Origin of the sequence: Nonomuraea sp. NPDC049504 (genome assembly GCF_040676845.1) — a bacterium.
In the GTDB taxonomy this organism is placed as follows: Bacteria; Actinomycetota; Actinomycetes; order Streptosporangiales; family Streptosporangiaceae; genus Nonomuraea; species Nonomuraea salmonea.
Genome location: NZ_JBFAPT010000028.1, coordinates 55,835 through 77,281, shown reverse-complemented (window position 1 = coordinate 77,281; position 21,447 = coordinate 55,835). Strand labels below are relative to the sequence as shown.

Sequence of the window (21,447 nt, the reverse complement as noted above, 5' to 3'; positions counted from 1 at the left end):
GGTCAGCGGAAGGAAGCGTCATCGACGTAGAGGCCGTCGGTGCCGGCGGCCGTCTCGACGTAGAAGGAGGCGTTGGTCAGCGTTCCCGTCCACGACACGGTCGCGGTGCCGGTCAGCTCGGTCCAGCCGTCCGTGCCCACCGTGCGCGCCGGGGTGAGCTGGTGGTAGCTCGTCGTGCCGTCCGCCGTGATCGTCAGGGTCGCCTTCGCGCTGGGGGAGCCGCTCTGCGAGCGCACCCAGACGCTTGTGGTGTAGCTCCGGCCGTTGGTGAGCTTGGCGGTCACGTTCTGGTGAGGGCCGTTCCAGGCCGCGGTACGCCCGGAGTTGAGCAGGGATCGGCTGCCCGCGTGGGCGACGCCGGTTGCGGCGGACAGGGTGCCGCCGGAGGTGGTCCAGCCGGTCGTGCCGTCCTCCATGCCGCCGTTGGTCAGCAGTTCGCCGCCGCCGCTGCCGCCGCCTGACGTGAACCGCCACCAGTCGAGGTTGAGCAGGTAGCCGCTGCCGCCGGTGAAGCGGAGGTAGAGGTCGTGCGTGCCGGTCGCGCCGGAGACCGGGCAGGTGACCGAGGTCCAGGTCTGCCAGCCGCCGGTGCCGCCGACGGTGCAGGTGCCGACGAGGGTGCCGGTGGCGCTGCCGAGCCGCAGCTCGATGCGGCCGCCGCTGGTCGCCGATGCCGCGCGGGCGGTGAAGGAGGAGGCACCGCCGCCGAAGGCGACGCCCTTGACCTTGAGGTGGTCGCCGTTCTCGATGAAGCCGACGTTCATGCCGCCCTCACCGGACGGCTCTGTCTCGACCCCGGAGGCCCAGGCGGTCGTCTCGGCCTCCTGGCGGACGTACGGGTCGAGCGTGCCGACCTGGGGCGGCCCCGCGGCGGTCATGTTGATCGTGGGGAACGTGCCGTCGCCGTTGTACGTGAACTTCTCCACGGCCACCGACCTGGTGAAACCGCCCCCGCCCGGCAGAGCGCCGTTGTGGTAGAAGAAGTACGAGCCGCCCTTGTAGTCGATCACCCCGGCGTGGTTGGTGAAGCTGCCGCCCTGGCGCGGCATGATCGTCCCCCGGTACGTCCACGGGCCCGTGGGTCCTGGCGCCGTCGAATAGGCGATGAACTCCGAGCAGCACTCCGCGGCGAAGACGTTGTAGTACAGGCCGTTGCGCTTGAAGACCCACGGGCCTTCCTCGTACAGGGTCGGGCGGCTGGTATTGCCCGGGCGGGTGCCGAAGCCCGCGGTGGTGAGCGGAATCTGGGTCGGGCTGCCGGAGTAGGAGATCATGTCCTGGTTCAGCCGGACGTACCAGAGGCGAGGGTTGCCCCAGTACAGGTAGGCCTGGCCGTCGTCGTCGATGAACACGTTCGGGTCGATCTCGCCGTTGCCGACCAGCGGGCGGCCGAGCGCGTCACGGAACGGTCCGGTCGGGCTGTCGGACACCGCGACACCGATGACCTTCGAGCCGGTGGAGCGCTGACGGACCGGGACGTACCAGTAGAAGCGGCCGTTGCGGTACGCGACGTGCCCGGCCCAGGCGTCGGCGTCGGCCCAGGCGAACGTGGCCAGGCTCATGGGGGAGCCGTGGTCGGTCCAGTTGGCCATGTCCGTGGTGGAGTAGACGCGCCAGTCGCGCATGGTGAAGTACGTGGAGCCGTCCTCGTCGTGGCCGGTGTAGAGGTAGAGGCGGCCGTTGTGCACGAGCGGCGCCGGGTCGGCCGTGTAGATCGTCTGCACGATCGGGTTGTCGGCGCGGGCCGCCGACGGGACCACCACGGCCGCGAGCAGCAGGCTCACGACGCATAAGACGGTACGCAGGACGGATCTCACCAGAGGTCTCCTTGGGGGAAAGCGGTTCACAGGAATCTCCAGAGGGTGCCGGACGCGCCGTCGTCGGCGAGCACGACCTGAGCGCCCTGTGCGGTGCCGGAGAGTCCGAGGACGCGGCCGCCGTTGGCGCACTGGATGCGGAACGTGGCGCCCGACCCGTGACGCAGCCGCCAGCGGTGGTCGGCGGTGCCGTTGTCGGCCCACTGCACGACCCGCGACCCGGCGGCGGTGCCCATGTTCTCCACGCCCAGCACCTTCTGGCTGTGGGAGTTGCGCAGCCGCAGCCAGCCGCCGCTGTCGGTGATCGCCGTCCACAGGTGGTCGGCGGTGCCCGTGTCGCCCCACTGCAGGACGAGTGCGCCGTCGGCGGTGGACATGCCGGTGACGCCGAGCACCATCCCGGTGCCGACGTTCTGGATGCGCCGCGCCCCGTTCGGCACGAACCGCCACTGGTTGTCCCGGCTGCCGTTGTCGGAGTCCTGGACGGCCTGCGCGCCGTTGGCCGTCGAGCCGTTCCTGATCCCGAGCAGCTTGCCGCTGTGCGCGTTGCGGATCGTGACGGACCCGTCGCCGGCGTCGGTGATCGTCCAGCGGTGGTCGGCGGTGCCGTTGTCGCTCCACTGCAGCACCCGGGCGTCGTCGGCGGTGGACATGTTCTCGACGCCGAGCACCTTGCCGCTGTGCGCGTTGCGGAAGCGCAGGGCGGCGCCGTCGACGATCGGGACCCAGTCGTGGTCGGCGGTGCCGCTGTCGGTCCACTGCAGCGCCAGGCCGCCGTCGGCGGTGGACATGTTCTGGATGCCGAGCACCAGCCCGCTGGCCGCGTTGACCAGCCGGAAACTCGCGCCGCCGCCTCCTCCGCCGCCGGTGTTCCAGTACACGACGTAGTTGTGGCCGTGGGCGTCGTGGAACGGCCCCAGCCGCACCGCCGCCCCGCCGGCCGAGGCGGTGAACGCCAGGGCGGAGGTGCTGGTCCGGGTGATCGAGGAGGGGTCGAGGACCGGCGCGGCCGACAGGCTCGTGCTGCCGTAGTCGCCCGACAGCACGACCGGGCCGTAGGTGACGGCCTGCAGGCCGGGGTCGTCGTTGGCGGCCTTCATGACCACCCGCATGGGCAGCCGCACGGTCACGGTGTCGCCGGACGCCCATGAGCGGGTGAGGGCGGCGTAGGTGCCCGGGGTGGTGGTGACGTCCTGCTGGGCTCCGTTGACGCTGATCGTCGCGCCCTGGGTCCAGCCCGGGATGCGGATGCGCATCGTCCACGTGCCCGCCACCTCGCCGGTGACCCGTAACGACGTGGTGTCGCTCGCCGGGTACGAAGTCGTCTGGGTGACCGTGATGCCGCGCCGGGTCCAGTCGAGCGTGGAGGGGACGAACAGGTTCACGTACAGGGTGTTGCCGTCGTGGAAGTAGATCGAGTCCATCAGCTTGCTGTTGGTCTCGATCCCGGTGCCCTGGCAGCACCAGAACGAGGCGTAGTCCGTGCTCCAGGTGCCGCCGCCCCAGGCCGGGCCGACCCCGCGCCGCCCGCCGGGGTTGAGCGGGGTGAAGTAGGTGACGTGCCCGTGCCCGTCGGCCGGGTTCTGCTGCCCGATCAGGTGGTTCATCAGGGCGTTCTCGTAGTAGTCGAAGTAGTCGGCCCGGGACGGCGACAGCAGCCACAGCTCCCGCGTGAGCTTGAGCATGTTGTAGGTGTTGCACGCCTCGCCGGTGTCCCTGGTCAGGTGGGCGGCGATCGCGTTGGGCGCGCGGAAGTGCTCGGCCTGGCTGTTGGAGCCGTTCACGTACGTGTGCGCGCCGACCGTGAAGGCCCAGGCGTTGGCGGCGATGTCGCGGTAGCGGGTCGTGCCCGTCGCCTTGTACTCGCGGGCCGCCCCGACCCACTTGGGAACCTGGGTGTTGGCGTGCAGCCCGTTGAGCCGGTCCTGGCCGGCGGCCAGCGGGTCGAAGACGGCCGCGTGGTCGAAGCGCTGGGCCGTGGCCAGCCAGCGGGCCTCGCCGGTGAGCTGGTACAGGTCCGTCAGCACGGCGTTCATGCCGCCGAACTCGGTGCCGAGCATGGCCTGCGTCTGGGCGTACGACAGCCGCGACGTCCGCGCGTCCACCCACCCGGCCAAAGCCAGCAGCACGGTCCTGGCCTGCGTGTTCTCGGTCAGCCGCCAGACGTCGAGCAGCCCGGCCATGGTCTTGTGGATGCAGTAGTACGGGACGTTGCCGTTGCTGAGTGTGCGGTTCTCCACGGCCGTGATGTCGGACTCGGGGAAACCGGACAGGTAGCCGGAGGTGAAGCCGGCGGCGGCGTTGTTGGCCTGGCAGCGGGCCAGCTCGGCCACCATGTACGCGGCCTTGTCCCGGCAGACGGTGTCGCCGAGCACGGCGTAGGCGTGTGCCCACGCCGTCAGGAAGTGGCCCTGCATGTGGGAGCGGAACGGGAAGCTGGGCGCGTCCCAGCCGCCGTTGGCCGCCGCGCCGCCGGTGGACAGCCGGTGGTTGGCACGGAAGACGTACAGGAGCCGGTCGACGTCGACGAAGCGCAGGTAGCTGAGCGTGCGGTTCTGGTTGTCCAGCCAGCGGCCCGAGGTCAGCCGGACCTCGCCGAGGTCGAAGGCGTAGGCCGACACGCCGATGTCGGGCCTGGCCCAGGGGACTGCCGCCTGGGCGGGGGAGGCGCCGGCCACCTGGCCGGCGACCGAGAGCGCGGCGGTCGCGCCCGCGGCCTGGAGGAGCTGGCGACGGCTCAAGGACATACGGGACTCCTCGGCTTCGGATGTTAGCGTTAACAGCGGGGCCGCCTGTTAGCGCTAACAATTGGGGGAGGGTGCGGGTCTCCTTCGTGGAGGCGTTGTCGCGGAGTACATCCGACGGTCCGACCTGGCGTCAACGAGGGGGAGCCCCTGCCGACCCGGGCGCTGCCGCGGGAACGCCATCTCGCCTGGAGTTTCGCCTCTGGGCGAGATCACGACGCGGTGCCCGTGCCTGTGAAAGTTTCACAGATGCACCCGCTTGGCAAGCAGTAACGTGACAGAGATCCGATGTTAAGTTGCCGCGCGAAATCGCTCCCTCAGCGCGGCCGGTGAGCGGGCGCAGCAGGCCATGGGGGCGGTGGCGCCGGATCAAGTTTCTGCCTGCCGACGGTTGACGAGCCGTGTCAGGGGCCTTTACGTTCCTCCAGAACCACCGATCACCACTACTTCCCCGTCCCAGACGACCGGACCTGAGCCGTACCAGGGCGGCAGCGCTCCCCGCGCCGGACGCCGGCGCGAGCGTGCCCGCAGGCAGTGCCCGGATGGCCGGTCCACGCTCCCGCACGCCCGCGACCCGCAAGGGAACGAGAAGCGAGATGTCCGACCTATCGCGAAGACAAGTCTTAAGATTCGGCGCGGCCGGTGCCGGAGCCGCGATGCTGCCGCTGTCCTGGACGGCCACCGCCCGAGCCGCCTCGGCGCCCCCTCCAGAGGTGCGCGCCGCGAACGACCTGGCCCTCTGGTACGACGAGAGCGCCGGCACCGACTGGCTGCGCGCCCTGCCGATCGGCAACGGCCGCCTGGGCGCCATGGTGTTCGGCAACACCGACAACGAGCGGCTGCAGCTCAACGAGGACACCGTCTGGGCCGGCGGCCCCTACGACCAGAGCAACCCCCGAGGGGCGGCGGCGCTGGGGCAGATCAGGCAGCTGGTCTTCCAGAACCAGTGGGGCCAGGCCCAGGCCCTGATCGACCAGACCATGCTCGGCTCCCCGGCCGGCCAGCTCGCGTACCAGACCGTGGGCGACCTGCGCCTCAGCGTCGGCAGCGGCGGCGTCTCGGAGTACCAGCGCCACCTCGACCTCACCACGGCCACCACCGCCGTCTCTTATGTGCGCAACGGCGTACGGTACACGCGCGAGGCGTTCGCCAGCGCCCCCGACCAGGTGATCGCCCTCCGCCTGACCGCTGACAGGCCGGGCTCGATCACGTTCTCCGCGACGTTCGACAGCCCCCAGCGGACGACGCGCAGCAGCCCGGACGGGACCACCGTGGCGCTCGACGGCGTCTCCGGCGACATGGAGGGCGTGCCGGGCTCGGTCAAGTTCCGCGCCCTGGCCAGGGCTGTCGCCGAGGGCGGCAGCGTGACCAGCTCGGGCGGCACGCTGCAGGTCCGCGGCGCCGACAGCGTGACCTTACTGATCTCCATCGGCTCCGGTTACGTCAGCTTCCGCGACGTCGGCGGCGACCACCAGGGCATCGCCCGGCGCCATCTCGACGCCGCGGCCGGGCGGACGTACGACGAGCTGCGCAGCCGGCACGTCGCCGACTACCAGCGGCTGTTCGGGCGCACCACCCTCGACCTCGGCCGCACCGCCGCCGCCGACCAGCCGACCGACGTGCGGATCGCGCAGTACGCGAGCACCGACGACCCGCAGTTCGCCACGCTGCTCTTCCAGTACGGCCGCTACCTGCTGATCTCCTCCTCCAGGCCGGGCACCCAACCGGCCAACCTGCAGGGCATCTGGAACGACTCGCTGACCCCGGCGTGGGACTCCAAATACACCATCAACGCCAACCTGCCGATGAACTACTGGCCGGCCGACACCACGAACCTCGCCGAATGCTACGAACCGGTCTTCGCGATGATTGACGACCTCACGGTCACCGGCGCCCGCACGGCCCAGGTCCAGTACGGCGCCGGCGGCTGGGTGACCCACCACAACACCGACGCCTGGCGCGGGACGTCGGTCGTGGACGGCGCGTTCTGGGGCATGTGGCAGACCGGCGGCGCCTGGCTGGCCACCCTCATCTGGGACCACTACACCTTCACCGGCGACAAGGAGTTCCTGGAGCGGCACTACCCGGCCATGAAGGGCGCCGCGCAGTTCTTCCTCGACACCCTCGTCCGCGAGCCGGCCCTCGGCCACCTCGTCACGAACCCGTCGAACTCCCCGGAGCTGGCCCACCATAGTGACGCCAGCGTCTGCGCGGGCCCCACGATGGACAACCAGATCCTGCGCGACCTGTTCGACGGCGTCGCCAAGGCCGCGCAGGAGCTCGGCACCGACGCCGGCTTCAGGACGCAGGTCCTCGCCGCCCGCGACCAGCTGCCGCCGATGAAGATCGGCTCGCGCGGCAACATCCAGGAATGGCTGTACGACTGGATCGAGCCCGAGCGGGCCCACCGGCACGTCTCCCACCTGTACGGCCTGCACCCGAGCAACCAGATCACCAAGCGCGGCACCCCCTCGCTGCACACCGCCGCCCGGCGCACCCTGGAGCTGCGCGGCGACGACGGCACCGGCTGGTCGCTCGCCTGGAAGATCAACTACTGGGCGCGCCTGGAGGAGGGCGGCCGGGCCCACCAGCTGCTCGGCCTCCTCGTCCGTACGGACCGGCTCGCGCCCAACATGTTCGACCTGCATCCCCCGTTCCAGATCGACGGCAACTTCGGCGCCACGTCCGGCATCGCCGAGATGCTGCTGCAGAGCCACGCCGGCGAGCTGCACGTGCTGCCCGCCCTGCCGTCGGCCTGGCAGAGCGGCGCCGTGCAGGGCCTGCGGGGCCGCGGCGGCCACACCGTGGGCGCGACCTGGCGATCCGGCGCGGCCACCGAGGTCCTCGTCGGCTTCGACCGCGACGCGACGGTGAACGTCCGCAACCGCTCGTTCGCCGGCGCCCTCCAGGTGACCGACACCACGACCGGCGGGACCGTCACCGTCACGAAGCCGGAGCAGGACGTCATCACCCTGACCGGCCAGGCCGGCCGCACCTACCGCGTCACGGTGACCGCCGCGCCCGTCACCTACGTCCGCATCGCCAACGCCACCACCGGCCTCGTCCTGGACAGTGGCGGCAACGTCCCCTCCGGCTCGGTGGTCAAGCAGTGGTCCTACGACGGCAGCACCAACCTGCAGTGGCGGCTCATCGACCTGGGCGGCGGCTGGTACCGCATCGTCAACCGCACCAACGGCATGGTCATCGACAGCCGGGGCGACGCCGCCAACGGCGCGAACGCGCGGCAGGCGCCCTGGAACGGCGGCGCCGCCCAGCAGTGGCGCCTCAACGCGGTGTCCGGCGGCCGCCACCAGATCATCAACCGGAGCACCGGGACCGCTCTCGACGGCATGGGCAACGCCACCGTCGGCTCCACCGTGGGGATGTGGGCCCCGAACGGCAGCACCAACAACCAGTGGACCATCACCCCGGTGTGACCCCCGGCCGGGCGAGCTCAGCGGGAGGAGAACAGGCGCTGCTGGATCTCCCTGCGGTAGTCGTCGAGCGTGTTGTCGATGTGGGCGGCCGCGGCCTGCGCGGCCGCCTCGGGATCGCCGGCGCGGATGGCCTGCCAGATCGCGTCGTGCTCCTCGACGGCCTTCGCGGCGTGCCCGCCCACCGAGCCGCGCAGGCCGATCAGGCTCGACTGCGCCTGCAGCCGGCGCGCCTCACGCACGGCCACCTGCAGGAACATGTTGTGCGACGCGGCGGCGAGGGCGGTGTGGAAGGCGTCGTCGCCCTCGTTGAACAGCTCCTCGCGCCCCGTCTCGAAGCCCTCGCGGCAGCGGCCGGCCGCCTCTTCGATGGCCCGCAGCTCGGCCGGGGTGGCCCGGCGGGCGGCCAGCCGGCTGGTCTCCATCTCCTGCGCCCGGCGGAACTCGAACAGGCTGTAGACGTGGTCGAGGTCGGTCGGCAGGAAGAAGGAGCCCCAGCGGCCGGTGCCGAGCATGCCCTCGTCGTCGGCCACGTACAGGCCGCGGCCCTTCTGGGCGCGTACGCGGCCGAGCGCGGAGAGGATCTTCACCGCCTCGCGCACCACGGTCCGGCTGGTGCCGAGCTGCCCGGCCAGCTCGTGCTCGGTCGGCATGCGGTCGCCCGGACGCAGGCCGAGCCGGACGATCAGCTCCAGCACCTGCTCGGCCGCCACCTCGTAGCCCGGCCGGTATCCGCTCTCGCGGGGGATGTCGGTCACCGTGCTCCTTCCTCGCCGCTTCTGCCTGAGTATGACCGATGCCGGATGAGTACGACACATATGAAACGTTCATTGCGGAGCCGGTGAAATCCGCGCAGGTGAACGCACTACAGCTGAGCGACCGACGTGAATAGGCCCGCTTAGTTTCTTGACGGGTCACCGAGATCCGCAGGTAATGAGTGGGCGTCCCTACCCCCCGAAGGAACGAACCGTGCCCTTACCCTCGCCGAGACTCCCCCTGGTCGGCCTCCTCATCGCGGCGTTCGCCCTCCTCGCTCCCGCCCCTCCGGCGCTCGCCGACACCACGACCCTGTACGCCGCACCCGCCGGCACCGGCACCGCCTGCACCTCCGCCCAGCCGTGCTCACTGGCCGCGGCCCAGGAGGCGGTCAGGGAGCGGACCGCCGGCATGTCAGGCGACATCGTCGTGGAGCTGGCCGGCGGCGTGTACCGGCTGTCCGCGCCGCTCCGGCTGACCGCCGCCGACTCCGGCGCCAACGGCCACACCGTCAGGTGGCAGGCCGCCGAGGGCGCCGTCCCGGTCATCAGCGGAGCCCGCCCGGTCACCGGCTGGACACTGGCCGACCCCGGCAGGAACATCTGGCGCGCCGCCGTCGCCGCCGGCAGCGACACCCGGCAGCTGTACGTGGACGGGGCGCTCGCCACCCGGGCCCGCACCGCCGTCAACCGCTCCGACTTCACCGCGAGCAGCGCCGGGATGAGGTTCACCAGCAGCGCGCTCGGCTACCTGAACAACCTCGCCGACCCGGGCAGGGTCGAGATGGAGAGCGTCGGCTCGTTCACCGACCGGTACGCCCCGGTGCAGAGCATCAGCGGCAACCTCATCACGATGCGGCAGCCCGCCTGGAGCAACAACAACTTCGGCTACGACACCTTCACCAGCCCGCACCGGGCGGGCCCGCTCTACCTGGTCAACGCCTACGAGTTCCTCGACACACCGGGGGAGTGGCACCTGAACCCCGCGACCGGCGCCCTGTCCTACATCCCGCTCCCCGGGCAGGACATGGCCGGGGTGAGCGTGGAGCTGCCGGTGCTGCAGTCGCTGGTGCACGTCGGCGGCACCTACGGCGCGCCCGCGCACCACATCACGTTCAGCGGGATCACCTTCACCGGCACGAGCTGGCTCGGACCGGGCAGGGACCAGGGCTACGTGGACCAGCAGACCGGCGCCTACATCGCCGGCGACTGGAACCGGCCCGCCTTCAGCGCCTGCCACCAGGGCTGCCGCGAGTTCGAGGCGACCCGGCCGCACTGGTTCCAGTCGCCCGCCGCCGTCCAGGTCTCCGCCGCGAACACCATCACCTTCACCGGCTCGCGCTTCGTCAACCTGGGACAGACGGCCATCGGCATCGGCAACGACGCCAACGCCCACGCCAGCGGGGTCGGCCTCGGCGCCTCCGACATCACGGTCACCCGGTCGGAGATCGCCCACAGCGCGGCCGGCGGCATCGTGGCCGGCGGCGTCCGCGCCGACGCCCACCACCCGAGCGACCAGCGGATGGTCAACAGGAACATCACCGTCAGCCACAACCGCATCCACGACCTCGGCCTCGACCACCGGGGCATCGTCTCGGTCCTGACCACGTACGTCACCGGCACCGACGTCTCCCACAACGAGGTCTACAACCTGCCCTACACCGGCATGTCGATCGGGTACGGCTGGGGCGCCAATGAGCCGGGCGGCAGCGACCACTACGCCCAGCGCGGCCTGTACGACTTCCAGCCCCGCTACACCACGCCCACCACCGCATCGGGCAACCGGCTCGTCGGCAACTACGTGCACGACGTCATGCGGCAGATGACCGACGGCGGCTGCATCTACACGCTGTCGTGGAACCCGGGCGCGGTGATCAGCGGCAACCACTGCCGGCGGACGAACGGCTGGTTCGGCATCTACTTCGACGAGGGCTCCCGGTACTACACGGTCAGGAACAACGTCCTGGCCGACACCGGCACCTGGGCCACCGCCAACTACTGGTACGGCGAGAACATGGGCAACTTCACCGTCACCGGCAACTGGTCGACCAACGGCAGCACCAACGTCACCAACGGCGACCGCGGCAACGTGGTGAACAGCAACGTCACCGTCACCAACGGCGCCTGGCCGTCCGGAGCCCAGGCCGTGATCGCCGCCGCCGGCCCCGAAGGCTCGGACGGCCCGGCCGACGCGACCGCGCTGCGCGGCGTGGGCTCGAACCGCTGCCTGGACGTCAACGGCGCCTCGCAGACGAACGGCGCGCAGGTGCAGATCTGGGACTGCAACGGCCAGAGCAACCAGCAGTGGACCGCTACCTCCAGCGGCGAGCTGCAGGTCTACGGCGGGAAATGCCTGGACGTGAACGGCGCCGGCACGGCCGACGGCACCGCGGTGATCATCTGGGACTGCAACGGCCAGAACAACCAGAAGTGGCGTCTGAACGCCGACGGCACGATCACCGCCGTAGGAGCGAACAAGTGCCTGGACGTCAGCGGCTACGGCACCGCCAACGGCAGCAAGGTGCACATCTGGACCTGCCACGGCGGCACCAACCAGCAGTGGTCCCGCGCCTGACACCATCCCCCGAAGTGCCGCAGGAGAGAACACCATGTCCCGACACCCGTGGCTCACGCTGCTGACCACGCTGGCGCTCATCACCCCCGCAGCGCTCACCTTCGGCGCCACCCCGGCCGCCGCCGACATCCCGGCCTCCGACTACCAGCAGGTGTCCCTCGCCTCGGGCGGCTCCGAGCTGGGCGAGGCGATGTCCCTGGCCGTGCTGCCGAACCGGTCGGTGGTGCACACGGCACGCGACGGCACGGTACGCGTCACCAACGCCGCGGGCACCACGAAGGTGGCCGGCCGGCTCAACGTCTACACCCACGACGAGGAGGGCCTGCAGGGCGTCGCGGCCGACCCCGGCTTCGCCTCCAACCGGCACATCTGGCTCTACTACTCGCCGCGGCTCAACACCCCCGGCGGCGACGCGCCGAGCACGGGCACGCAGTCCCAGTTCGACCAGTGGAAGGGCGAGCTGCACCTGTCCCGCTTCACCCTCAACGCGGACGACACCCTCGACATGAGCAGCGAGAAGGTGGTCCTGCGGGTGCCGAACGACCGCGGCCAGTGCTGCCACGTGGGCGGCGACATCGACTTCGACGCCGCCGGCAACCTCTACCTCACCACCGGGGACGACACCAACCCGTTCGAGTCGAGCGGCTACTCCCCGCTGGACGAGCGCACCAACCGCAACCCGCAGTACGACGCCCAGCGCTCCGCCGCCAACACCAACGACCTGCGCGGCAAGCTGCTGCGCATCACACCCCAGCCCGACGGGAGCTACACCATCCCCGGCGGCAACATGTTCCCGCCGGGCACCGCGAACACCCGGCCGGAGATCTACGCGATGGGCTTCCGCAACCCGTTCAGGATGAGCGTGGACAAGGCGACCGGCGTCGTCTACCTCGGCGACTACGGGCCCGACGCCGGCGTCACCAACTCCAGCCGCGGGCCCAGCGGGCAGGTGGAGTTCAACCGCGTCACCGGCCCGGGCAACTACGGATGGCCGTACTGCACGGGCACGAACACCACCACGGAGACCTACAACGCGTGGAACTTCGCCACCAACAGCACCGGCCCGAAGTACAACTGCGCGGGCGGGCCGACGAACGACTCCTTCCGCAACACCGGCCGGACCACCCTGCCCCCGGCGCAACCCGCCTGGATCCGGTACGCGGGCGACGCCGGCAGCCCGCCCGAGTTCGGCTCCGGCGCGGAGTCGCCCATGGGCGGCCCCGTCTACCGCTACGACCCCGCTCTGAACTCGGCCGTCAAGTTCCCCTCCTCGCTCGACGGGCGCTTCTTCGCCGGTGAGTACGGCCGCCGCTGGATCAAGGCGATCGAGGTCGAGCAGGACGGCGGGTACGGCGAGATCGCCGCCTTCCCCTGGTCGGGGACGCAGGTCATGGACATGGCCTTCGGCCCCGACGGCGCCCTGTACGTCCTCGACTACGGCACCGGCGCCAACAACCAGGCCCTCTACCGCATCGAGTACATCGGCGACGCCGACCGCAACCCGATCGCCAAGGCGTCCGCCGACAAGACGTCAGGGCCGGCGCCGCTCACGGTGGCCTTCTCCTCCGCGGGCAGCTCCGACCCGGAGGGCGGCGCGCTGACGTACGCGTGGGACTTCGGCGACGGCGCCACCTCCACGGCGGCGAACCCGACCAGGACCTACACCACGGAGGGCACCTACACGGTGACGCTCACGGTCCGCGACCCGCAGGGGCTGACCGGCACGGCGAGCCTGATCGTGACCGTCGGCAACACCGCGCCCACCGTCACCCTCACCACCCCGGCCGACGGGCGGCTGTTCTCCTTCGGCGACACCGTGCCCTTCCAGGTCACCGTCAGCGACCCCGAGGACGGCACGATCGACTGCGACGAGGTCACCGTCGCCTACTTCCTCGGCCACGACAGCCACCGGCACCAGATCACCTCCACGAGCGGCTGCACGGGCTCCATCGCGGTGCCCGTGGACGGCGAGCACGACGCCGCGGCCAACATCTACGGCGTCTTCGAGGCGTCGTACACCGACGGCGGCGGCCTCACCTCCACCAGCGCCCGCACCCTGCAGCCGCGGCACCGCCAGGCGGAGCACTTCGGCGCCCACCAGGGCATCCAGACGGCCGAGCACGCCACCGCGGAAGGCGGGGTGACGGCCGGCTTCATCGACGACGGCGACTGGATCTCCTTCCAGCCGTACCAGCTCGCGGGCGCGACGCGGTTCACCGCCCGCGTGTCCTCGGCGGGCGCGGGCGGCAGGATCGAGGTGCGGGCCGGCTCGGCGACGGGCACGCTGCTCGGCACCGCGACCGTGACGAGCACCGGCGGCTGGGACACCTTCACCGACGTCTCGGCCGCGCTCAGCGGCGCGCCGGCCGGGACCACGACGCTCTCCCTCGTCTTCCGCGGCCCGACGGGGCAGGGCTACCTGTTCGACGTGGACGCCTTCACCCTGTCCACCGGCGATTCCGGCGACCCCGGCGGCACGAGCGCGTTGCGCGGCGTGGGCTCGAACCGCTGCCTGGACGTGGACGGCGCCTCACAGGCCAACGGCGCTGCGGTGCAGATCTGGGACTGCAACGGCCAGGCGAACCAGCAGTGGACCGCTACCTCCAGCGGCGAGCTGCGGGTCTACAGCGGCAAGTGCCTGGACGTGAACGGCGCCGGCACGGCCGACGGCACCGCGGTGATCATCTGGGACTGCAACGGCCAGAGCAACCAGAAGTGGCGTCTGAACGCCGACGGCACGATCACCGCCGTAGGAGCGAACAAGTGCCTGGAGGTCGCCGCCACCGCGGGCGGCACCAAGGCGCGCATCTGGACCTGCGGCGGAGGAAACAACCAGCGCTGGACCCGCGTCTGAAAGGACCCCCCATGCTGCGTCAACCCACCCCCTTGCTGAAACGCCTGTCGGCCGCGGCGGTGGCGATCACCGCGGCGGCGGCGATGGCCGTCCACGCCGTCCCGGCCGAGGCCGCCGCCTTCAAGGTGCTGGTCTTCTCCAAGACGGCCGGCTTCCGGCACGACGCCATCCCCGCCGGCATCCAGGCCATCCGCGACCTCGGCGGCGCGGGCGACTTCGACGTGGACGCCACCGAGGACTCCGCCGCCTTCACCACCGGCAACCTGGCCCAGTACCAGGCGGTCGTCTTCCTCAGCACCACCGGCGACGTGCTCAACAGCAGCCAGCAGGCCGCCTTCGAGGCGTACGTGGACGGCGGAGGCGGCTACGTCGGAGTGCACGCGGCGGCCGACACCGAGTACAACTGGCCCTACTACGGGCAGCTGATGGGCGCCTGGTTCAGCAGCCACCCGGCGATCCAGCAGGCCACCGTCCGCAACGAGGACCGGGCGCACGCCGCGACCGCGCACCTCGGGCCGGCCTGGACCCGCACCGACGAGTGGTACAACTACCGCACCAACCCCCGCCAGAACGTCCGGGTGCTGCAGAGCCTCGACGAGAGCAGCTACAGCGGCGGCAGCATGGGCGACCACCCGATCACGTGGTGCCGCACGCAGGCGTCCGGCCGCGCGTTCTACACCGGGCTCGGGCACACCCAGGAGTCGTACGCCGACCCGGACTTCCGCGCGCTGCTGCTCGGCGGCATCCGGTACGCGGCCGGCGCCGTCAACGCCGACTGCCGCCCCGAGACCGGCTACACGGCCCTCTACAACGGCTCCACCGCGGGCTGGTCGCAGGCCGGCCCCGGCTCCTTCACCAGCGGCAACGCCACGCTGACCTCCGAGGGCGGCATGGGCATGCTGTGGTACGACACCAAGGAGTTCGGCTCCTACTCGCTCAAGCTCGACTGGAAGCTGACCGGCGACTCCAACTCCGGCGTCATCATCGGATTCCCGGCGACCACCGACCCGGCCACGGCGCTCGACACCGGGTACGAGGTGCAGATCGACGCGACCGACGCCGCCGACAGGACGACCGGGGCCGTCTACGGCTTCCAGGCCGCCGACCTCGCCGCCCGCGACGCCGCGCTCAACCCGCCGGGCCAATGGAACACCTACGAGCTGCTGGTCGAGGGCGAGCGGCTGCAGGTCTTCCTCAACGGCACCAAGATCAACGATTTCACCAACGCCGACCCGGCCCGCTCGCTCCAGCAGGGCCACATCGGCATCCAGAACCACGGCCCCGGCGACGTCGTGTCCTTCCGCGACATCCGCATCAAGGAACTGACCGGCGCCCCGGGCGGCGCGACCGCGCTGCGCGGCGTGGGCTCGAACCGCTGCCTGGACGCCGGCGCCACGCAGATGCAGATCTGGGACTGCAACGGCCAGGCGAACCAGCAGTGGACCCCGACTGCCGCGGGCGAGCTGCGGGTGCACGGCAACCGGTGCCTGGACGTCAACGGCGGCAGCACGGCCGACGGCGCGGCGGTCATCACCTGGAGCTGCAACGGCCAGAACAACCAGAAGTGGCGTCTGAACGCCGACGGCACGATCACCGCCGTAGGAGCGAACAAGTGCCTGGACGTCAGCGGCTACGGCACCGCCAACGGCAGCAAGGTGCACATCTGGTCCTGCCACGGCGGCACCAACCAGCGCTGGACCCGCACCTGAAGCGGTCCAGGCCACCATCCGGGGTCCCCGTCAGGAGGAGCATGAGGACACGATCCACCACCCGCACGACCAGGCAGGCGGCCCGGTGCTGAGGCTGCGCGGCATCGGCAAGAGCTTCCTGGGCGTGCGGGTGCTGTCCCGGGTGGACCTGGAGGCGAAGGCCGGCGAGGTGCACGCCGTCGTCGGCGAGAACGGCGCGGGCAAGTCCACCCTCATGAAGATCATCTGCGGGGTGCACGCGCCGGACGAGGGCGTGATCGAGGTCGACGGCCGGCCCGTCTCCTTCGCCCACCCGCTGGAGGCGCAGCGCGCCGGCATCGCGATCATCCACCAGGAGTTCAACCTGCTGCCAGAACGCACGGTCGCCGAGAACGTGTTCCTCGGCCGCGAGCCCGTCAGGCGCGGCCTGGTCGACCGCGCCGCCATGGAGCGGGCCACCGCCGCGCTCCTCGACGAGCTGGGGGAGACCCAGATCGGCCCCCGCGCCACCGTCAAGCGCCTGCCGGTCGCCCAGCAGCAGATCGTCGAGATCGTCAAGGCGCTGTCGGTGCACGCCCGGCTCCTCGTCATGGACGAGCCCAGCGCGGCGCTCGCCGAGCACGAGGTCGCGCTGCTCTACCGGCTGATCCGGCGGCTGCGCGAGCGCGGCGTCGCCGTCATGTACATCTCCCACCGATTACGCGAGGTGCTCGACCTCGCCGACCGGGTCACCGTGCTCAAGGACGGCGCCCGCGTCACCACGGTCCCCGCCGGCGAGGTGACCCGTGACGAGCTGATCCGCCTCATGGTGGGCCGCGACCTCGGCACCTACTACCCGCCCCGCTCGGCGGGCGCCGGCGAGGTACGCCTCAGCCTGCGCGGGGCGGGCAACCACCAGCTGCGCGACATCGATCTGGAGCTGCGCGCCGGGGAGATCGTCGGCGTCGCGGGCCTGCAGGGGTCCGGCAGGACGGAGCTGGCCAAGGCGATCTTCGGCGCGGAGCCGTTCACCACGGGCGAGATGAGCCCCGCGCGCCCGCGCTCGGTCCGCGAGGCCATGGCTCACGGCATCGGGCTCGTGACCGAGGACCGCAAGGCCGAGGGGCTCGCGCTGGGCCAGTCCGTACGCGACAACGTCCTGCTCGCCGCCCGCGCGACCGGCGGCGGGAACAGCACCCTGATGAGCGGCCTGCTCGACCGGGTGCGCCTGCCGCCCCCGCACCGGGAGGTCCGCTACCTGTCCGGCGGCAACCAGCAGAAGGTCGTGCTCGTCAAGTGGCTGACGATGGCGCCACGGGTGCTGCTGTTCGACGAACCGACGCGGGGCGTGGACGTCGGGGCCAAGGCCGCGATCCACGACCTCATGCGCGACCTGGCCGGCGACGGCACGGCCATCATGATGATCTCGTCCGAGCTGCCCGAGCTCATCGGCATGAGCGACCGCATCGTCGTGCTGCGCGACGGCCGCGTCGCGGGCACGCTGCCGGCCGGTGCCTCCGAGGAGGCCGTCATGCGCCTGGCCGCGGGCGAGGTGGCCTGAATGGACCTGCTCGCCCGCACCGGCCGCACCGGCGGCGGTTTGGCCGGGCACCTGCGCGATCCCGCGCGCGTGGTGTTCCTCGCCCTGTTCGCCCTGCTCGCGGCCGGCTGGCTCATCGTCGCGCTCGACGGCGGCCGGTTCCTCACCCTGGAGAGCGTCGTCGGCATCCAGCAGCGCTCCGCGGCCCTCGGCATCGTGGCGATCGGGCAGACGCTGGCGATCCTGGCCGGCTCGCTCGACCTGTCGGTGGCGTACCTCATCAGCCTGACCTCGCTGGTCGCGGCGGAGGTCATGGCGGGCCAGAGCGGCAACGTCGTCGCGGCCTGCGCCGCCGTGCTGGCCGTCAGCGCGCTGGTGGGGCTGGTCAACGGGCTGGTCATCACCCGGCTCCGGGTGCACGCCTTCATCGCCACGCTCGGCGTCGGCCTGATCATCAAGGGCGTCGTCGACCACCTGTACGACGGCCCGGCCGGCGAGGTGCCCGAGTCGTTCCAGCTCCTCGGCTACGCGCGCGCCGGACCCGTCCCCGTCTCGGCCATGCTCTGGGCGGGCGTGGCGGTGGCGGCCTGGGTCCTGCTGGCGCGGACCCGGCTGGGCCACCGGATCTACGCGGTGGGCGGCGGCGAGGACGTCGCCCGGCTGTCCGGGATCCGCACGTCCCGCGTCATCGTGATCACCCACGTGCTCTGCTCGCTCTGCGCCGGCGTCGCGGGCCTGCTGCTGGCCGCCAGGCTCGGGGCGGGAGCGCCCACGGTGGGCCCCGACGGCGGGTACGACCTGGAGTCCATCGCCGCGGTCGTGCTCGGCGGGACCGCGCTGGCCGGCGGCAGGGGCGGCGTCGCGGGAACGGTCGGCGGGGTGCTGCTGCTGGCCGTCCTGGACACCCTGTTCAACCAGCTCGAAGTCGACTCCTTCGCCAAGGACGTGGTCCGCGGCGCGGTCATCGTCGTCGCGGTGGCCGTCTATGCCCGGCGTGGCACCAGGCGGGTGACATGAGACGAGCGCTGCCCATCCTCACCGTCCTCGCGGCCCTGCTGGTCGCGATCGCGGTCGCCAACCCGCTGTTCCTGGAGCCGGCCGGGTTCCTGGCGTTGCTCAAGCGGGCCGCGCCGCTGGTGATCCTCGCCGCGGGGCAGTACTTCGTCATCGTCTCCGGTGAGTTCGACCTGTCGGTCGGCTCGCTGGTGACGGCCGAGGTGGTGATCGCCGCCCGGCTCATCGACGGCGAGGAGTCCGCCACCTGGCCGGTCCTCGCCCTGCTGCTCGTCGCCGGGCTGCTCGTCGGCCTGGTCAACGGCCTGCTCACCACCAAGCTGCGGGTGCCGTCGTTCATCGTGACGCTCGGCATGCTGCTCGTCCTCAGCGGGGCGGTCTTCCTCTGGACCGGCGGCGCGCCACGTGGCGCGCTGTCGGAGGGCTTCCGCGCGTTCGGCCGCGGCGGGTTCGGGCCGGTGCCGTGGTCGGTGCTGATCCTGCTGGCCGCGGGCGCGGCGGCGATCGCGCTCACGCGCGCCCGCTTCGGCAGGACGCTGGTGGCCACCGGCGACAACGCGCGCGCCGCCGCGCTGTCCGGCGTCCGGGTCGACCGGGTCAAGATCTACGCGTTCATGCTCTCCGGCCTGTCGGCGGCGGTCGCGGCCGTCCTGCTCGGCGGGTTCGCCGGGGTCTCGGCGCAGGTGGGGCAGGGGCTGGAGTTCTCCGCCATCACCGCGGTCGTGCTCGGCGGCGTGGCGCTGGGCGGCGGGCGCGGCTCCGTGGTCGCCGCCATGGCCGGGGCCTGCACGCTGGAGGCGCTGTTCACCCTGCTCAACCTGTACGGGATCTCGGGGGCACTGGAGTCCACCGTGCAGGGCGTCATCATCATCGCCGCGGTCGCGGCAGGAGCCGTCCGGCTCCCCAGGAAACCCTTCCCGTCAAGAGGAGACGCACATGCCGCGCCCTAAGGCCGCAGCCGCCGCGCTCATGGCGGCCGGCGCCCTCGCGGTCGCCTGCACCGCCGCCTGCACCGTCGACAAGCCGGCCGCCACCACCACCTCGGAGGCGTCCGCCGAAAGCACCCAGGGCTCAGGCACGGGCGCGCAGTCGGCGTTCTTCGTTCAGGCCGACTTCGACGCTCAGCTGGCCATGCGCTCCCAGGAGCCGGAGGGCCCCGCGGACAAGCCGTGGGAGCAGGCCATCGCCCCGAAGATGGTCGACACGACCCGGTACAAGAAGGACGGGCCCTACCACCTGTGCTTCTCCAACGCGGCGGTCGACAACCCCTGGCGCCAGGTCGGCTGGAAGACCATGCAGGCCGAGGTGGGCCTGCACGACGAGATCGAGACGTTCACCGTGCTGGACGCCGAGGGCAAGGACGACAAGCAGATCTCCGACATCGCCGAGCTGCAGGACAAGGGCTGCGACGCGCTGATCGTCTCGCCGAACACCACCGCCACGCTCACCCCCGCCGTGGCGGCCGCCTGCGAGAAGGTGCCCGTCATCGTGTTCGACCGGGGCGTGCGGACCGGCTGCCCGGTGACGTTCATCAAGCCCATCGGCGGCTACGCCTTCGGCGCCGACGCCGCCGAGTTCCTCGCCGAGAAGGTGCCGGCCGGCGGGAAGGTGCTGGCGCTGCGCATCCTGCCCGGCGTGGACGTGCTGGAGACCCGCTGGTCGGCGGCGAAGGTGGTCTTCGACGACAGCCGCGTCCAGGTGGTGGGCGTGGAGTTCACCGACGGCGACGCCGCCAAGACCAAGAGCATCGTCGGCGACTACATCCAGCGGCACGGCACCATCGACGGCGTCTGGATGGACGCGGGCGCCACGGCCGTGGCCGCGATCGAGGCGTTCGAGGACGCCGGCGTGCCGGTGCCGCCGATCAGCGGCGAGGACCAGCAGGACTTCCTGCAGAAGTGGAAGGACGCCGGCCTCACCGCCGTCGCACCCACGTACCCCACCTACCAGTGGCGCACCCCCGTCATCGCCGCGCTGAGGATCCTCAAGGGCCAGGAGGTGCCCGAGACGTGGAACCTGCCGCAGCCGAAGGTCACCGCCGACACCCTGAATGCCCACCTCAAGCCCGGCATGCCGCCCCTGCACTACGCGCTGTGCGGCTGTGAGGACCTGCCCGGCTTCCCGGAGGACTGGGGCGGGAAGCGGAGCTGACCGCTCCCCCCCGCGAACGACGACGAAGAGGGACGCCATGTTCTCCATCGGAGTGAACACCTGGGTCTGGGTCTCCCCGCTGACCGACGACGACCTGGCCAGGCTCGCCCCCCGCATCGCCCGGTGGGGCTTCGACGTCATCGAGCTGCCCGTCGAGCGGCCCGGCGACTGGGACCCGGACAAGGCCGCCGCGGTGCTGGCCGAGCACGGGCTGGCCGCGTCCGTGGTGCTGGTCATGCCGCCGGGACGCGAGCTCGTGGCCGCCTCCCCGCGGACCGTCCGCGACACCCAGGACTACCTGCGGCACTGCGTCGACGTGGCGGTGACCGTCGGGTCGCCGGTGGTCGCGGGGCCGGCGTACGCGTCGGTCGGCCGCACGTGGCGGCTGTCGCCGTACGAGCGCGGGAAGGCCGGCGCCGAGCTGCGCGAGAACCTGCGCCCCGTCCTGGACCACGCCGCCGGGCGCGGCGTGAAACTCGCGGTCGAGCCGCTCAACCGGTACGAGACCAGCCTCGTCAACACCGTCGAGCAGGCGCTCGAGACGTTGCCGGAGGACTGCCACCTGGCACTCGACGTCTACCACCTGAACATCGAGGAGAAGGACCCCGCCCTGGCCGTCCTGGCCGCGGCCGACCGCCTCGCGCACGTCCAGGTGTGCGGCACCGACCGCGGCACGCCGGGCGCCGACCGGTTCGACTGGCCCGGCTTCACGCAGGCCCTGCGCCAGGTGGGCTATCAGGGCCCGCTCGTCATCGAGTCGTTCACCGCGCACAACCGGAGCATCGCCACCGCGGCCTCCATCTGGCGGCCGCTCGCGCGCAGCCAGGACGCCCTGGCCGTGGACGGCCTGGCGTACCTGCGCGCGCTGTGAACCATCCACCCCCTCAGGAGCTCTC

12 protein-coding genes are annotated in these 21,447 nt (G+C 71.6%); 9 read left to right on the top strand and 3 right to left on the bottom strand.

Features of this window, described 5'->3' with window-relative positions; all coding sequences use genetic code 11:
- Window positions 1-2: 2 nt before the first annotated feature.
- Complete coding sequence (locus tag AB0K28_RS40325) at window positions 3-1,817, bottom strand: family 43 glycosylhydrolase (protein ID WP_364380771.1); 1,815 nt, start codon at window positions 1,815-1,817, stop codon at window positions 3-5.
- Window positions 1,818-1,843: 26 nt separating this feature from the next.
- The gene (locus AB0K28_RS40320) at window positions 1,844-4,564 is read right to left on the bottom strand and encodes a beta-L-arabinofuranosidase domain-containing protein (protein ID WP_364380768.1); all 2,721 of its coding nucleotides are present in this window, start codon (window positions 4,562-4,564) and stop codon (window positions 1,844-1,846) included.
- A gap of 653 nt (window positions 4,565-5,217) precedes the next feature.
- Here AB0K28_RS40320 and AB0K28_RS40315 point away from each other — a divergent pair.
- Window positions 5,218-7,998, top strand: coding sequence for a glycoside hydrolase N-terminal domain-containing protein (locus AB0K28_RS40315; RefSeq protein WP_364380765.1), 2,781 nt, complete (start codon window positions 5,218-5,220; stop codon window positions 7,996-7,998).
- 17 nt (window positions 7,999-8,015) lie between these two features.
- Here AB0K28_RS40315 and AB0K28_RS40310 read toward each other — a convergent pair whose 3' ends face one another.
- Window positions 8,016-8,753, bottom strand: coding sequence for a FadR/GntR family transcriptional regulator (locus tag AB0K28_RS40310; RefSeq protein ID WP_364380762.1), 738 nt, complete (start codon window positions 8,751-8,753; stop codon window positions 8,016-8,018).
- 211 nt (window positions 8,754-8,964) lie between these two features.
- Here AB0K28_RS40310 and AB0K28_RS40305 point away from each other — a divergent pair, with 211 nt between their 5' ends.
- The 8 genes from AB0K28_RS40305 to AB0K28_RS40270 all read left to right on the top strand — a co-directional run bounded on the left by AB0K28_RS40305 (window position 8,965) and on the right by AB0K28_RS40270 (window position 21,422).
- A complete protein-coding gene (locus AB0K28_RS40305) occupies window positions 8,965-11,325 on the top strand; it encodes a ricin-type beta-trefoil lectin domain protein (RefSeq protein ID WP_345408954.1) in 2,361 nt (786 codons plus the stop codon).
- Between the two features lie 34 nt (window positions 11,326-11,359).
- Entirely contained in the window at window positions 11,360-14,179 is a 2,820-nt protein-coding gene (locus AB0K28_RS40300; protein WP_364380759.1) for a PQQ-dependent sugar dehydrogenase, read from the top strand.
- An 11-nt stretch (window positions 14,180-14,190) separates the two neighbouring features.
- Window positions 14,191-15,888, top strand: coding sequence for a ThuA domain-containing protein (locus AB0K28_RS40295; protein ID WP_364380757.1), 1,698 nt, complete (start codon window positions 14,191-14,193; stop codon window positions 15,886-15,888).
- 85 nt (window positions 15,889-15,973) lie between these two features.
- Window positions 15,974-17,407, top strand: coding sequence for a sugar ABC transporter ATP-binding protein (locus AB0K28_RS40290; protein ID WP_364380754.1), 1,434 nt, complete (start codon window positions 15,974-15,976; stop codon window positions 17,405-17,407).
- Window positions 17,408-18,403, top strand: coding sequence for an ABC transporter permease (locus tag AB0K28_RS40285; RefSeq protein ID WP_345408947.1), 996 nt, complete (start codon window positions 17,408-17,410; stop codon window positions 18,401-18,403). It abuts the gene before it with no gap.
- The gene (locus tag AB0K28_RS40280) at window positions 18,400-19,350 is read left to right on the top strand and encodes an ABC transporter permease (protein ID WP_364380751.1); all 951 of its coding nucleotides are present in this window, start codon (window positions 18,400-18,402) and stop codon (window positions 19,348-19,350) included. The genes AB0K28_RS40285 and AB0K28_RS40280 overlap by 4 nt, the downstream gene beginning before the upstream one ends.
- Complete coding sequence (locus AB0K28_RS40275; RefSeq protein ID WP_364380748.1) at window positions 19,337-20,551, top strand: substrate-binding domain-containing protein; 1,215 nt, start codon at window positions 19,337-19,339, stop codon at window positions 20,549-20,551. The genes AB0K28_RS40280 and AB0K28_RS40275 overlap by 14 nt, the downstream gene beginning before the upstream one ends.
- Window positions 20,552-20,588: 37 nt before the next feature.
- Window positions 20,589-21,422, top strand: coding sequence for a sugar phosphate isomerase/epimerase family protein (locus AB0K28_RS40270; RefSeq protein ID WP_364380745.1), 834 nt, complete (start codon window positions 20,589-20,591; stop codon window positions 21,420-21,422).
- The last annotated feature ends 25 nt before the right edge of the window (window positions 21,423-21,447 follow it).